Raw genomic sequence first — 13,985 nt, 5'->3', positions numbered from 1 at the left:
CATCGGCTGCCCGTACGCCGGGCCGGAGACCGGCGGCGCGGACATCGGCTGGCCGTACGCCGGACCGGAGACCGGCGGCGCGGACATCGGCTGGCCGTACGCCGGACCGGAGACCGGCGGCGCGGACATCGGCTGGCCGGCGTAGGGCGGGGCGCTGGCCGGGTAGCCCGGCGTCTGCGGGGTTCCGTACTGCGGCTGCGTGGGCGCGGCGGCACCGTACTGCGGCGCGGCCTGACCCGGCGCGTACTGCTGCGGCGGCGTCGGCTGGCCTGGCACGTACTGCTGCGGCGGCGTGGGTTGGCCCGGCGCGTACTGCTGCGGCGCGGGCTGCCCGGCCGGGTACCGCACGGTCGGGTCGGTGCCGGCCGCGTGCTGCACCGTCGCGTCGGTGCCGGCCGCGTGCTGCACCGTCGCGTCGGGGTCGGGCGAGCCGGCCGGCGGAGTCGGGGTGGCGGGCGGGAGACCCTCCGGCCCGGTCGGTGGCTGGGACATGTTCTTCCTCCAGGTGAGCAGGTCCTCCGCCGGTAGGCGCGACGGACCAGGTGCAGCGGCGGGATCGTCCGGGACCGAGGACCCGGATGGGTCGGGGACGGCCGGGGCGGCCGTCAGGCGCGAGCGGCCGGGGAGGCCGTCGGTGGCGGGAGCGGCCGGGCGGCCGTGGGTGGCGCGAGCGGCTGGGGCCGCAGGTCAGCAGATCTTGAAACCGTCGCAGGCGACCTTGATCGGGATGGCGAGCCCGATGCCCTCGGCGTCACGAGCCTTGGCGGTGGCGATGCCGACCACCTGCTTGCTGCCGTTGATCACCGGGCCGCCGGAGTTGCCGGGGTTGATCGGGGCGTCGAACTGGATGGCCGGTCCGGAGCCGCCCTGCGCGGCGCGCAACGCGCTCACCACACCAGTCGTGACGCTGTCCTCCAGGCCGAGCGGAGCACCGACGACGATGATCTGCTGCCCGGACTTCACGGCGCTGGGCGCGGTGACCAGGCCGGCGAACTTGCCGGTCGCCCGCAGGTGCGCCACGTCGTTGGCCTTGTCGACCTTGACGATGGTGGCCGGGAAGCGCTGGTCCGTGCGCTCCAGGAAGACCTGCCGGCCGCCGCTCTCCCAGATCGACTCGACCACGTGGAAGTTGGTGAACAGGTTGGTGCCGCCACCGGCGGCCGGCTTGCCCACCGCGAACGCGGTGCCGGTGAACTGGCCGGCCCGCACCCGGAAGACGCTGGGCAGCACGGCGCTGGCCACCGCCTCGGGGTTGAACGCCGCCCCGGCCTGCTTCTCCAGCGCGTCCGTGCGCTGTTCCAGGCCGTCGAGGCGGGTGCCGTCGCCGTCCTGGGCCTGGGCCAGCCGGCGGTCGGTCGCGGCGAGCCGGTCGCCGAGCCGGTCGAGCTGGTACGCCTGCAGGCCGGCCACGGCGGCCAGCGCGACGACGAGCAGCACGGCGAGCACCACCGGCCAGCGACGCCGGGTGGATCGCGCAGGCGGGGTGACGCCCGGCCAGCCGGGCTGACCGGGGTGACCCGCGGTCGGGAACGGCGGTGCGCTGGCCAGGTCACCGGCGGGCGGATAGCCGCCGGCGCCGTAGGCCGTGGGAGCGCCCGGGGCGTACGGTCCGGCGCCGTACGACGCCGGACCTGCCGCGTACGGCGCTGGCCCAGGTGCGTACGGCGCGGCCGTGCTGTGTCCAGCGGCGGGGCCCGGCGCAGCGGCCGTGGTGTGCGGGCCGGCCGGCACGGGCCCCTGGGGCGCCGCGCCCCACTGGCCGGCGTTGGGTGGGGCCGCCCAGCCGGCACGGGGTGCCGGGACGGCGGCGGAGGGCTCGGCCCCGGGGCCCGGTGCACCGGCCCAGGTGGCGCCGACCTCCGGGTGCGGTTCGATGCGCGGCGGCAGGGGGCCCGGCCGTTCGGCCGCCCGCCCGCTCACGTCGTCAGGCTCGGCGCCCGTTGGCCGTGCGTCCCCCGCACCGAAGCCAGCCGTCATGATCGTCTTGCCCTTCCCCGTGGTCGTGCGCTTGCGGCCACGGCCCAGGATCACCCGAGCGGGGCCGGCGGCTCGATGGACCGTACCTGCGCGAACGGGCTTTGTCTCCCCCAATGTCCGGCATCCGAAGGGACACCTTGCGGACACCTGACCGACACACGCCGGACCGGCTGCACACGCCGGATCACGGCGCGCACTAGGGTTGGCAGGTGACCGACGAACCACCCCTGCGCCGTCGGCCCACCGAAGAACTCCCGGGACACGCACCCCAGCACCCGCCGTCGGCCCAGCCGCAGCCGGCGGGCGAGGGGCCCGACCCGACCGACGGTGGGCCCGTTCCGCTGACCGCCCCCCGCGACGGCACCCCTGATCCGGTGACCACCCCGGCCGAGCTCGCCGAGGTCGTGGCCCGGTTCGCGGCGGGCACCGGCCCGGTTGCCCTGGACGCCGAGCGCGCTTCGGGGTACCGCTACAGCCAGCGCGCGTACCTGGTGCAGCTGCGCCGCGAGGGCGCCGGCACAGCGCTGATCGACCCGCTGCCGCTGCCCGACCTCAGCACGCTGGACGCGGTGATCGGCGAGGCCGAGTGGGTGCTCCACGCGGCCAGTCAGGATCTGCCCTGCCTGGCCGAGGTGGGGCTGCGTCCGCGCCGGCTGTTCGACACGGAACTGGCCGCTCGGCTGGCCGGGTTCGAGCGGGTCGGCCTGGCCGCGCTGACCGAGCAGCTACTCGGATTCACCCTGGAGAAGCATCACTCGGCGGCCGACTGGTCGAGTCGACCGCTGCCCGAGTCGTGGCTGACCTACGCCGCGCTCGACGTGGAGATGCTCACCGACCTCCGCGACGCGCTCGACGCCGAGCTGGCCCGGCAGGGCAAGTCGGCCTGGGCCGCCGAGGAGTTCGCCGCCCTGGTCCGGACCGGCGCCCGGCCGCCCCGGGTCCGCGCGGAACCCTGGCGGCGCACGTCGGGCATCCACCGTGTGCGCGGGGCGCGGGCCCAGGCCCGGGTCCGCTCGTTGTGGTACGCCCGGGACCAGATCGCGGCCCGGCGGGACGCCGCGCCCGGCCGGGTGCTGCCGGACTCGGCCATCGTCGCCGCGGCCGAGCTGGACCCGAAGGACGAGAAGACGCTGCTGACGCTGCCCGGCTTCGGGGGGCGGTCGGTCCGTCGGCTGGCCCGTACCTGGCTGGCCGCGCTCGACGACGCCCGGGAGCTGCCGGACGACGCGCTTCCGGTCATCCCGGCGGTGGAGGGCCCACCACCACCGCACCGGTGGGCCGAGCGGGACCCGGTGGCGGCCGGTCGCCTGGCCCGCTGCCGGGAGGCGGTGGTCCGCATCGCGGGCGAGCACAACCTGCCCCCGGAAAATCTGATCACCCCGGATTCGGTACGCCGTCTGGCGTGGAGCCCGCCGGAGGAGGTCATCGAGGACACGGTGGCGGAGTCCCTGCGCGGCTTCAACGCCCGCGAGTGGCAGATCGCCCTGCTGACCCCCGACCTGACCCAGGCCCTGGCCCCCAACCCCATCCCCTGACCTGCCCCCGCTCTCTGGTGTGGGGTGTGCCACAGCGGGGGGCGGGCGGCAGGTTGGTTACTGGCGAGTAGCATCCGGGGTAACGTGCCCGTTCGGCTAGGAGGCTCAAGTGCCCCGTGAAGTTCGGGATGTCGTCTTCGTCGACGGCGTCCGTACCCCGTTCGGCAAGGCGGGTGGCATGTACGCCAACACCCGCGCCGACGACCTGGTGATCCGCTGTATCCGTGAACTGCTGCGCCGCAACCCGCAGCTGCCGCCGGAGCGGGTCGAGGAGGTCGCCATCGCGGCCACCACCCAGATCGGTGACCAGGGCCTCACCATCGGCCGTACCGCAGCGCTGCTGGCCGGTCTGCCCAAGACCGTTCCCGGCTTCGCGATCGACCGGATGTGCGCCGGCGCGATGACCGCCGTGACCACCGTCGCGAGTGGCATCGCCATGGGCGCGTACGACGTCGCCATCGCCGGTGGCGTCGAGCACATGGGCCGCCACCCGATGGGTGAGGGCGTCGACCCCAACCCGCGCATCATCGCGGAGAAGCTGGTGGACCCGTCGGCGCTGGTCATGGGCGCCACCGCGGAGAACCTGCACGACCTGGTCCCGCACATCACCAAGGAGCGCACCGACGCGTTCGCGCTCGCCTCGCAGCAGAAGACGGCGAAGGCGTACGCCAACGGCAAGCTCCAGGACGACCTGGTGCCGGTGGCCATCCGCGACGCCGAGGGCGGCTGGGGTCTGGCTGGAGTGGACGAGGCCCCCCGCGACACGTCGCTGGAGAAGCTGGCCACCCTGAAGACCCCGTTCCGCCCGCACGGCAAGGTCACCGCGGGCAACGCGGCGGGCCTGAACGACGGCGCCACCGCGAGCCTGCTCGCCGACGAGGCAACCGCCCGCGAGCTGGGCCTGCCGGTCGCCATGCGGCTGGTGTCGTTCGGTTTCGTCGGGGTGGAGCCGGAGGTGATGGGCGTCGGCCCGATCCCGTCGACGGAGAAGGCCCTGCGCCTGGCCGGCCTGACCATCGACGACATCGGACTGTTCGAGCTGAACGAGGCGTTCGCCGTGCAGGTGCTCGCCTTCCTCGACCACTTCGGCATCGCCGACGACGACCCGCGGGTCAACCCGTGGGGCGGCGCCATCGCCATCGGCCACCCCCTCGCCTCGTCCGGCGTACGGCTGATGACCCAGCTGGCCCGCCAGTTCGCCGAGCACCCCGAGGTCCGTTACGGCGTCACGGCGATGTGCATCGGCATCGGCATGGGCGGCACGGTCATCTGGGAGAACCCGCACTGGACGGAGGGCGACAAGTGAAGGCGCCGAACGAGGTCGTCACCAGGGCGCTGCTGCGCTCGGTGACCGTACCGGGGCTGGACCGACCCGCCGCCCTGATCACCCTGGACAACGGCTTCGACCACACGAAGCCGAACACCTTCGGCCCGGCCGGTCTGACCAGCCTGGACGAGGCCATCACGGCCGCGCTCGCCGCCGACCCGGCGTTCATCGCGGTCACCGGCAAGCCGTACATCTTCTGTGTGGGCGCGGACATCGTCGGCCTGCCGCAGCTCGCCGACCGCGCGCAGGCGCTGGAGATCGGCCGGCTCGGCCACCGGGTCTTCGCCCGGCTCAAGGACAGCACCGTGCCCACGTTCGCGTTCGTCAACGGCGCGGCCATGGGCGGCGGCCTGGAGCTGGCGCTGCACTGTCACTACCGGACGCTCTCCGGCGGCGCGGCGGCGCTCGCCCTGCCCGAGGTCTCCCTCGGTCTGGTGCCCGGCTGGGGCGGCACCCAACTGCTGCCGAACCTGATCGGCATCCCCGCCGCCACGCAGGTGATCATCCAGAACCCGCTCATGCAGAACAAGATGCTCAAGCCGAAGCAGGCCGCCGAGCTGGGCATCGCGGACGTGCTGCTGGAGCCGGCCGACTTCCTGGAGCGGTCGCTCGAATGGGCCGCCGGCGTGGTGCGCGGTCAGGTCACCGTGACCCGGCCCGAGGTCGACAAGGACATGTGGGCGGGCGTGCTCTACTTCGCCCGGGAGACGCTGAACCAGCGGCTGCACGGCGCGGTCCCGGCCGCGTACAAGGCGCTCGACCTGTTGGAGACGGCGAAGGACGGCGACTTCGCCGCCGGCACCGCCGCCGAGGACGAGGCCCTCGCGAACCTGGTCTTCTCCGAGGAGCTGCGCAGCGGCCTGTACGCCTTCGACCTCGTGCAGCGGCGGGCCAAGCGGCCGGCCGGCGCACCGGACAAGGGCCTGGCCCGCCCGGTCACCAAGGTCGGCATCGTCGGCGCCGGCCTGATGGCCAGCCAGTTGGCGCTGCTGTTCGCCCGCCGCCTCCAGGTGCCGGTCGTCATGAGCGACCTGGACCAGGCCCGGGTGGACAAGGGCATCGGCTACGTGCACACCCAGATCGAGAAGGCCGTCACCAAGGGCCGGATGGACAAGGGCACCGCCGCCAAGCTGTACGGCCTGGTCAGCGGCACGGTCGACAAGGGCGCCTTCGCGGACGCCGACTTCGTCATCGAGGCGGTCTTCGAGGACCTGGGCGTCAAGAAGCAGGTCTGGGCCGAGCTGGAGAAGATCGTCTCCCCGGAGGCGGTGCTCGCCACCAACACCAGCTCGCTGTCCATCACCGAGATGGCCGCGGAGCTGGAGCACCCGGAGCGGGTGGTCGGCTTCCACTTCTTCAACCCGGTGGCCGTGCTGCCGCTGCTGGAGATCGTGCGGGGCGAGCGGACCGACGACGCCACCCTCGCCACCGCGTTCGCGGTCGGCAAGCAGCTCAAGAAGTCGAGCGTGCTGGTCAAGGACGCCCCGGCGTTCGTGGTGAACCGGCTGCTCACCCGCTTCCTGGGCACCGTCTTCGCGGCCGTCGACGCCGGCACGCCGCTGGACGTGGCGAACAGCGCACTGGACCCGCTGGGCCTGCCGATGCGCCCGCTCGCCCTGCTCCAGCTGGTCGGGCCGGCCGTGGCGTACCACGTGGGCGGCACCCTGCACGAGGCGTTCCCGGACCGGTTCGGGGTCAGCGAGAACCTCAAGCGGATCGCCGACTCGGGCCAGCCGATCGTGGTCGACGACCAGGTCAACGACGAGGTGGCCAAGCTGCTCGTCGTCGGTGACCAGCCGCTGACCGCCGAGCAGGTACGCCAGAACGCGCTCGACGCGCTCGCGCAGGAGATCCGGCTGATGCTGGACGAGGGCGTGGTCGCCGAGGCGCAGGACATCGACCTGTGCATGATCCTGGGCGCCGGTTGGCCGTTCCACCTGGGCGGCGTCACGCCGTACCTGGACCGGACCGGCACCAGCGAGCGGGTCACCGGCCGGCGGTTCCTGCCGCTCGGAGCGGCGAGCCTGCCCGCCTGACACGACCCCAGCACCACCGTCGCGGTGGCCGGACCGTCCCTCGTGGACCGGGCCGGCCACCGCGCTCGTTGGTGACCGGCCCGGGAGCGTGCGGGACCTGCGCGGGGGCAACGCCGGGGGCGGTCGCCGGGTTACGATCACGCGCTTTGCACACCCATCCTGGAGCTGACTGATGTCCCAGCCGCCGGCCAACCCCTTCGGCCCGCCGCACGATTCCCCTCCCCCGCCGCAGCAGCCGGGCCAGCCGGCCGTGCCGCAGCAGCCGGGCCAGCCGCAGCAGCCCGGCGGTTGGCCGCCGCCGCAGCAGCAGGGCTTCCCGCCGGCTCAGCCGGGGCAGCCGTACGGCGACCCGAACCAGTTCGGCGGCCCGCCACCGGCGAAGAAGTCGAACGTCGGCAAGATCATCCTGATCGTGCTGGCCGTGGTGCTCGTGCTCTGCCTCGGCGGCGCGGCGATCACCTGGTTCGCGGTCAAGGACGAGGTGGGCGACGTCGTCGACGCCACCAAGACCCGGGTGGTCGCGCCGGCCACCCTCGCCGGCCGGGCGAAGAACACCGACCCGCAGTTGCAGACGGTCGCCGACCAGATGGTCACCGAGATGAAGACCGAGGTGCAGAACGAGACAAGCACGATCGGCGCGTTCTACGGCGACCCGGCCAAGCAGGACCTCATCATGATCACGGCGGTGTCCGGCGTGATGGCCGACCCGAAGAAGGAGCTGGACGAGGCCGTCACCGGGCTGTCCAGCGAGCTGTCGGTGACCAACATGGCGGTGGTCGAGGCGGGCCCGCTGGGCGGTGACGCGCGCTGCGGCGACGGCAAGACCGAGGGCGTGCCGCTCGGCGTCTGCGTCTGGGCCGACCGGGGCAGCGTGGGCCTGGTGGTCATGTACTTCAAGTCGGCCGAGGAGACGAAGGCCGAGTTCGTCACCATCCGGGGCCAGATCGAGCAGCGCTCCTGACCCGTGCACGACCGGGACCCCGGCCACCTCACGGTGACCGGGGCCCCGCCGTACGTCACGGACCGCTCAGGCTCCGGCCACCGGGAAGTACGCGTTCAACTTGCTCCGCAGGTGGGCCGCGTAGATGAAGCCGAGCGCCGGATTGCCGCGGTACGCGCTGGCCCTGCCGCTGCCGGCGTCCACCGCCACCGGACGGGCCACCGCGGCGAACTTCATCTGCTGGCCCCCCTGCGCCCACGCCGAGGCCGCCGGCTCGACCTGAGTGCCGACCAGGGCGGGGAACACGGCCACGCCGTTCTGAAAGCCACGCAGCTGCCCCTTGCGGGCCAACACGTAGTCCATCGCCGTGGCGGTGAACCTCTGCAGAGCGTCCGCCGTGACCAGCGTCGTCGGCGCGGCGACCGTGAACAGGTGCAGCTTGGTCGCCATCCACCGCATCCTGAAGTCGCCCCGGTAGCCGATCAGCACCGGTACGCCGCCCCAGTCCTCGGTCCGCACCTCGCAGCCGTCGGCCCGAAGCCGCTCGCCGGTCGCGGTGAGGTACGCCTGCACCGGCTCGGTCGCCGTCGTGTCCATATCTGCCCACACATCCTTCATCTGGCTGCTGTGGTCGTTCATCCAACACCACGCCAACCTGTTACGCCGTCCCGTGGATCATGGCGACGCGACAGGATCCCCGGTGGCCGTCTCCAGCGCCTGGACCGGCTCGACGTCACCCGTCGCCGCGACGCCCGCCGGTGACGCGGCCCGCTCGGCCGCGCTGCGCAGCACGCAGAACTCGTTGCCCTCCGGGTCGGCGAGCACCACCCAGCCGGAGCCGTCCGGCCGGATCTGGTCCGCGACGTGCACCGCGCCGATGCCGAGCAGCCGCTCGACCTCGTCGGCCCGCGACCGGTCGGCCGGCTCCAGGTCCAGGTGCAGTCGGTTCTTCACCGCCTTGCCCTCGGGCACGGCGATGAACAGCACCTCCGGCCCGCCCGGCGGCAGGAGCATCGCCTCCGGGTCGCCCGGAAAGTCGTCGGGCTGCCGGGGGCAGTCGAAGACCTGCGACCAGAAACCGGCCAGGGCGTACGTGTCTCGGCAGTCGAAGCTGATGTTGTGGATCGTCGAGCTCACGGTTGGTCCTCCACAGTGGTGATGGCGACACGTTCCCCGGCGCTGCGCAGCACGCAGAACTCATTGCCCTCCGGGTCGGCCAGCACCGCCCAACCCGTCCCGTCGGCATGCCGCCGGTCGGCGACCATCGTGGCGCCGAGGCCGAGCACCCGCTCGATCTCCTCGTCGCGGATTACCGCCTCCGGATCACCCGGGACGTCCTCGCTGTGCCGGGCGTAGCCGAGCACCGCCGACCAGAAGCCGGCCAGGGAGTACGTGTCGTGGCAGTCGAAACTGATGTTGCGGATCCGTGGATACACGGGTGGTCCCTCCATGCGCGGATGGGGACGCTCCGCTGCCCGGGGTCAGCCGGCGACGACCCGGGGTGCGGAGCCCTGACTGGTGGACATCGACGCACCCCCTTCGCCTCCGAGCTGACGCCGTGATCTTGCCACCGGCCGAGCGCCGTGTGCAACCCCGTTCAGCCGGTGGTGGTCACCGCACCGGGCACCGCCGGGGCGTCCGCGGTCGGCAGGGTGACCGTCACCTCCAGGCCGCCGCCGGGCTGGGCGATCACCCGGACGGTGCCGCCGTGCGCCTGGCAGACCGCCCGGACGATGGACAGGCCCAGGCCGGAGCCGCGCGCCCCGGTGCGTTCCCGGCCACCGCGGCGGAACGGCTCGAACAGTCCGGGCACGTCGGCCTGGTCGACCTCGAAACCGGTGTTGCCCACCACCAGCCACGAGCGGTCGCCGTCGGTGCCGGTACGCACCCAGAGCCGACCGTGCAGGTGGTTGTAGCGGACCGCGTTCTCGATCAGGTTGCCGGCCAGCCGGTCGAGCAACCCCGGGTCGCCGACCACCGGCGCGGATTCCAGCGACGTCTGCACGCGCAGGCCGATCCGCTCCACCTCGCGGCGCATCGCCGACAGCGCGTTGGCGGTGCCCGTCGCGAGGTCGCACTCGGTACGCCGGCCCAGCCGCCGCCCGGCCTGCGCCTCGCTGCGGGCCAGCACCAGCAGCGCGTCCACCAGGCTGTTCGCCCGCTCCGAGGCGTCCCGGACGACGGTCGCCATCCGGCGGTACTCGGCGGCGTCCGCGTCGTCGTCGCTGAGCGTCACGTCGATCTCGGTCCGCATCACGGCGAGCGGGGTCCGGAGCTCGTGCGAGGCGTTGGCCACGAAGCGCTTCTGCGCCTCGAACGCGGACGCGATCCGGTCCAGCATCGCGTCGAACGTCTTGGCCAGCTCGGCGACCTCGTCGTCCGCGCCCGAGTAGCCGATCCGCTGGTCCAGCGTCGCCTCGCCGAGCCGCTGGGCGGTCGCGGTCACCTGGTGCAGGGGCCGCAGCGCCCGGCCGGCCACGGCGTACGCGCCGGCCACCCCGACCACGCTGATCGCCAACAGCGCGACCAGGCCCTTGGCCAGCAGCTCCCCGGAGGCGGCGTCGACCAGCTCCCGCTGCCACTGGGCGGCGTCCATCCGCCCACCGTCGGAGAGCAGCACCGTCGTGCCGGGCAGCAGCTCGTCGGTGGGCCGCAGCGCGTCACGGACCAGCAGCCAGGCCAGCAGCACCAGGATCGCGCCCGCGCCGACCAGCAGTACCCCGTTGAGCAGCGTCAGCCGCAACCGCAGGGTGGGTCGCAACCGCCCCGGCCGGCTCACGGCAGGACCTCGGCCGTGCGGTAGCCGGCCCCCACCACCGTCTCGATCAACGGCGGGTCGCCGAGCTTTCGACGCAGCGTCATGACGGTCACCCGGACGATTGTGGTGAACGGGTCGGTGTTGGCGTCCCACACCCGCTCCAACAGCTCCTCGCTGGACACCACCGCGCCCCGGGCCTTGAGCAGCTCACTGAGCACGCCGAACTCCTTGTTCGTCAGGTCCATCGGCACACCGGCGCGGGTGGCGACCCGGCGGGCCGGGTCCAGCACCAGGTCCGCCAGTTCGAGAACCGGCGGCGCGGCCGGGGTGGCCCGCCGGCCCAGTGCCTGCACCCGGGCGACCAACTCGTCGAACGCGAACGGCTTGGGCAGGTAGTCGTCCGCCCCGAGCTGCAACCCCTCCACCCGGTCGGCCACCGTGCCGCTCGCGGTCAGCATCAGCACCCGGGTCAGCGCCCCGGAGGCGGCGAGGTCGGCGCAGATCTGGTCGCCGTGCACGCCGGGCAGGTCGCGGTCGAGCACCACCACGTCGTACCGGGTGACGAACGCCGCCTCGTGGCCGGCGTCGCCGTCGTACGCCACGTCCACCGCCATGCCCCGCTTGCGCAATCCACGCGCGATCGCGTCGGCGAGGTTGCGTTCGTCCTCCACCACCAGTACCCGCATCCCGGCCTCCTCGCTGCTGACCACCGACAACCTAGTGCCGGCGGGCAACAATCCTCCCTCGCCGCCCACACCGACCCGGCGGTGGTCAGCCAGGCAACCGCCACAGCCCGTACGCGCTGTCTCGGCGCCGGCAGAGCAGTCGCCCGGTGAGGGCCTGACAGTCCCCGGTCGCGTCCCGCAACACGTCCAGCATCCGTGCCCGGCCACCGGCGACGTCCAGCTCGGCGACGAGCAGGCCCCCGTCGGGATGGCGGCGTACGCCGATCAGCGGGTCGCCGAGGGCGAACCGGGCCAGCTCCCACCGACCCAGCTCGGCCAGCACCCGGCCGGTCGGTGGATCGAGCACGACGAGTTCCTCCGCGCCCGGCCCGGCGCTGCTCACCGTGGTGGCCACCAGCCGACCGGCGTAGGGCCAGACCCACCCCCAGCGGTCGCTCCCCCAGAGGTCCCGACCGGTGGCGGCGTCGAGCGCCCGCAGCCCGCCGGAGCGGGTCTGCACGCAGATGACGACGCCGCAGTCCGACGCGTACAGCGCCTCGCCGGCGGGCACACGCCACCGCTGGCGCAGGTCGTCGAGCCCATACGCGGTGATCGTGGCCGACGGACCGCCGATGGTGAGCAGCAGGTCGTCCGCCAGTTGCACGGACAGGCTGGACCCACCGCCGGAGGCGCCCAGGTCGGTGCGGGCCAGCACCGCGCCGGTGGTCGCGTCGCGGACCTCGGTCGACCCGCGCAGGCGGACGACGACCACGCGGTCCACCCCGTGCTCGCCGTCGTGAAAGACGAACTCACCGCCGGGGCTGATCGGCACCTGCCAGCGCACGGTCCCGCAGCACGGGTCGACCCCGCGCAGGGTGCCCCCCTGGTCGTCGCTGCCGGCGGACCACATGAGGATGTTGCCGTCGGGAAGCGCGGCGGGGTTGCCGGGCTGCTGCCAGCGGTACGCCCCGGTCCGGCGGTCCAGCGCCATCGTGAGCGTCCCCTGACTGTCCGGGCCGACCTCGTGGCCGGTGACCAGCAGCGTCTCGCCCTGCTGCGCGACTCCCCAGTACCGGCCCTCGGTCGGCAACGGCACCTGCCAGGCCGGCTCGCCGCCGGGCAGCCAGGTGGCGGTGATCCGCCGCTGCCCCGTGCGGCCGAGCGGCTCGACGAGGACGAAGAGGTCGTCGGAGACCAGCGCGTCGGCGCCGAGCTCGGCCTGCACCGTCACCACCTCGCGTCGGTGCAACGGCCCCGAACCGGCGAGGCCGGCGAGCACCAGCAGCAGGACCAGCGCGCAGCGCAGGGGCCGCTGCCGGGCCAGCGGCGGGCGGGGCAGCCGGACGGTGTCGGGGTCCGGCCCGTGCCGCAGCTCCCCGAGATCGATCACCGGACCGGTCACCGGGGCAACCGCCACAGCGCGGTCGAGCCGTCGAGGCGGCGGCAGAGCAGGACGGGCAGCGCCGCCTGGCACCCACCGACCACGCCCGGCAGCACGTCCAGGATCCGCGTCCGACCGGCGGTGAGGTCCAGCTCGGCGACGACGAGCCGGCCGTCGGGAGTCGGCCGTACGCCGATCAGCGGGTCGTCGCGGCGTAGCTGGTCCACCAGCTGCCACCGGCCCAGCTCAGCGCGTTCCCGCCCGGTCTGCGCGTCCCGCACCGCGTACCGTTGCTCGGGCGCGGCCACCAGCAACATGTCCCGCCGGACGTCGACCAACGTGTCCGGCCCCGGGTCCGACCAGCGAACGGCGCCGGTGGCGGGGTCGATGGTCTGGATGGCGCCGGTCTGCTGGACCGTACAGAGCAGGTCCGCACACGGGACCGCCCAGGCCACCAGCGGCACCGACGACGTCCACACCCGGTCCAGTCCGGGCAGCCGGAAGGCGACCAGCCCGGTGCTGCCGGGCGGGACGAGCAGCACGAGGTCGTCCACGACCTGCACCCGCTGGAACGCCGACCGGGCACCGGGCAACGTGTCGACGCTGCGCAGCAGGTCGCCGCTGCCGGCGTCGTACACCTGCAGCTCACCGGTCGGCTGGACGAACACGATCTGGTCGACCTGACCCGCCGGCCCGTGGTAGTCGGGGCTGCCGGACGGGATGGGCACCGACCAGAGCACCCGGCCGGTGTCGGGCACCACCCGGCTCACCGTGCCCGGCCCGTCGCCCAGGTCGTTCGCGAGGAGCAGGCCCCCGTCGGCCGTTCGCCTGGCGATTCCCGGCTGGCGCCAGCGCCGCTGGCCCGTCCCGGCGTCGAAGGCGGTGGTCTCCAGCACCCCGTTCGCGGTGCTGGCACCCACCGCCAGCAGCATCCCGCGGTCGCCCCAGACCGCCAGGAAGTCGCCGCTGCGTTCCAGCGGTGCGCGCCACCGGCGCCGCACGCTGTCCCCGCCCCTCGGCCCGGGACGGCCGTAGGCGGTCAGGTACCGGTCGCCGATGGGAGTCGACGTGTCGACCACGACGATGGCGTCCTCGGTGAGGTACACCGAGGCGCCCGGCGAGGCCGGCACCGACGTCACGATCCGTTGCCGCACCGGGGTCGCGCTGGCCAGCGCGACGAGGGCCAGCAGCAGCACCGCCGCGCTGCGCAGCCGACGGCCGGCGGCGCGCGGTCGGCGGGCCGTCGCCCGCGACTCGGGCTCGTCCCGGACCTCGCCCAGCTCGATGATCGACAACGACCGTCCCTCCATCGCCGGTCGGGTCGGCCGGGGGCGGCCCCGGCAAACCGGCCGTGGGCGTACCGGCC

General features: G+C 73.8%; 12 protein-coding genes and 1 pseudogene. 4 read left to right on the top strand and 9 right to left on the bottom strand.

Annotated features, from left to right (window positions below; translation table 11 throughout):
- Together ABZT87_RS04755 and ABZT87_RS04750 are read right to left on the bottom strand one after the other, a co-directional pair.
- Nucleotides 1-492 (bottom strand): annotated as a pseudogene (locus ABZT87_RS04755) (hypothetical protein); the annotation flags it as partial.
- A 195-nt stretch (nt 493-687) separates the two neighbouring features.
- Nucleotides 688-1,977 (bottom strand): trypsin-like peptidase domain-containing protein, encoded by a 1,290-nt coding sequence (locus ABZT87_RS04750; protein WP_355133622.1) that lies wholly within the window; start codon nt 1,975-1,977, stop codon nt 688-690.
- 209 nt (nt 1,978-2,186) lie between these two features.
- Between ABZT87_RS04750 and ABZT87_RS04745 the strand changes: the two genes are divergently transcribed.
- The 4 genes from ABZT87_RS04745 to ABZT87_RS04730 all read left to right on the top strand — a co-directional run bounded on the left by ABZT87_RS04745 (nt 2,187) and on the right by ABZT87_RS04730 (nt 7,836).
- Nucleotides 2,187-3,512 carry a ribonuclease D gene (locus tag ABZT87_RS04745; protein WP_354858146.1) on the top strand — a complete coding sequence of 442 codons (1,326 nt, stop codon included), beginning with the start codon at nt 2,187-2,189 and terminating at the stop codon, nt 3,510-3,512.
- A 109-nt stretch (nt 3,513-3,621) separates the two neighbouring features.
- Nucleotides 3,622-4,818 carry a thiolase family protein gene (locus ABZT87_RS04740; RefSeq protein WP_355063967.1) on the top strand — a complete coding sequence of 399 codons (1,197 nt, stop codon included), beginning with the start codon at nt 3,622-3,624 and terminating at the stop codon, nt 4,816-4,818.
- Entirely contained in the window at nt 4,815-6,875 is a 2,061-nt protein-coding gene (locus ABZT87_RS04735) for a 3-hydroxyacyl-CoA dehydrogenase NAD-binding domain-containing protein (RefSeq protein ID WP_355133620.1), read from the top strand. Before ABZT87_RS04740 ends, ABZT87_RS04735 begins: the two co-directional genes overlap by 4 nt.
- 172 nt (nt 6,876-7,047) lie before the next feature.
- The gene (locus tag ABZT87_RS04730) at nt 7,048-7,836 is read left to right on the top strand and encodes a hypothetical protein (protein WP_355133618.1); all 789 of its coding nucleotides are present in this window, start codon (nt 7,048-7,050) and stop codon (nt 7,834-7,836) included.
- 66 nt (nt 7,837-7,902) lie between these two features.
- Here ABZT87_RS04730 and ABZT87_RS04725 read toward each other — a convergent pair whose 3' ends face one another.
- From ABZT87_RS04725 to ABZT87_RS04695, 7 genes are all read right to left on the bottom strand, one after another.
- Nucleotides 7,903-8,454 (bottom strand): levansucrase, encoded by a 552-nt coding sequence (locus tag ABZT87_RS04725; RefSeq protein WP_355133616.1) that lies wholly within the window; start codon nt 8,452-8,454, stop codon nt 7,903-7,905.
- A 36-nt stretch (nt 8,455-8,490) separates the two neighbouring features.
- Nucleotides 8,491-8,952 (bottom strand): VOC family protein, encoded by a 462-nt coding sequence (locus ABZT87_RS04720; protein ID WP_355133614.1) that lies wholly within the window; start codon nt 8,950-8,952, stop codon nt 8,491-8,493.
- Nucleotides 8,949-9,251 carry a VOC family protein gene (locus ABZT87_RS04715; protein ID WP_355064051.1) on the bottom strand — a complete coding sequence of 101 codons (303 nt, stop codon included), beginning with the start codon at nt 9,249-9,251 and terminating at the stop codon, nt 8,949-8,951. Before ABZT87_RS04715 ends, ABZT87_RS04720 begins: the two co-directional genes overlap by 4 nt.
- A 161-nt stretch (nt 9,252-9,412) precedes the next feature.
- Nucleotides 9,413-10,594: a HAMP domain-containing sensor histidine kinase gene (locus tag ABZT87_RS04710; RefSeq protein WP_355133612.1), complete on the bottom strand. Its 1,182-nt coding sequence runs from the start codon at nt 10,592-10,594 to the stop codon at nt 9,413-9,415.
- Nucleotides 10,591-11,259 (bottom strand): response regulator transcription factor, encoded by a 669-nt coding sequence (locus ABZT87_RS04705; protein WP_039907546.1) that lies wholly within the window; start codon nt 11,257-11,259, stop codon nt 10,591-10,593. Before ABZT87_RS04705 ends, ABZT87_RS04710 begins: the two co-directional genes overlap by 4 nt.
- An 85-nt stretch (nt 11,260-11,344) precedes the next feature.
- On the bottom strand, nt 11,345-12,640 hold the full coding sequence (locus tag ABZT87_RS04700) for a PQQ-binding-like beta-propeller repeat protein (RefSeq protein WP_355133610.1): 1,296 nt from the start codon (nt 12,638-12,640) through the stop codon (nt 11,345-11,347).
- Nucleotides 12,637-13,914, bottom strand: a complete 1,278-nt coding sequence (locus ABZT87_RS04695; RefSeq protein ID WP_355133608.1) for a PQQ-binding-like beta-propeller repeat protein — start codon at nt 13,912-13,914, stop codon at nt 12,637-12,639. The genes ABZT87_RS04700 and ABZT87_RS04695 overlap by 4 nt, the downstream gene beginning before the upstream one ends.
- Nucleotides 13,915-13,985 lie beyond the last annotated feature (71 nt).

Source organism: Micromonospora sp. NPDC005237 (genome assembly GCF_040607775.1).
Taxonomy (GTDB): Bacteria; Actinomycetota; Actinomycetes; order Mycobacteriales; family Micromonosporaceae; genus Micromonospora.
The sequence above is the reverse complement of the archived record's forward strand: the minus strand, read 5'-3'. Positions and strand labels throughout refer to the sequence as shown.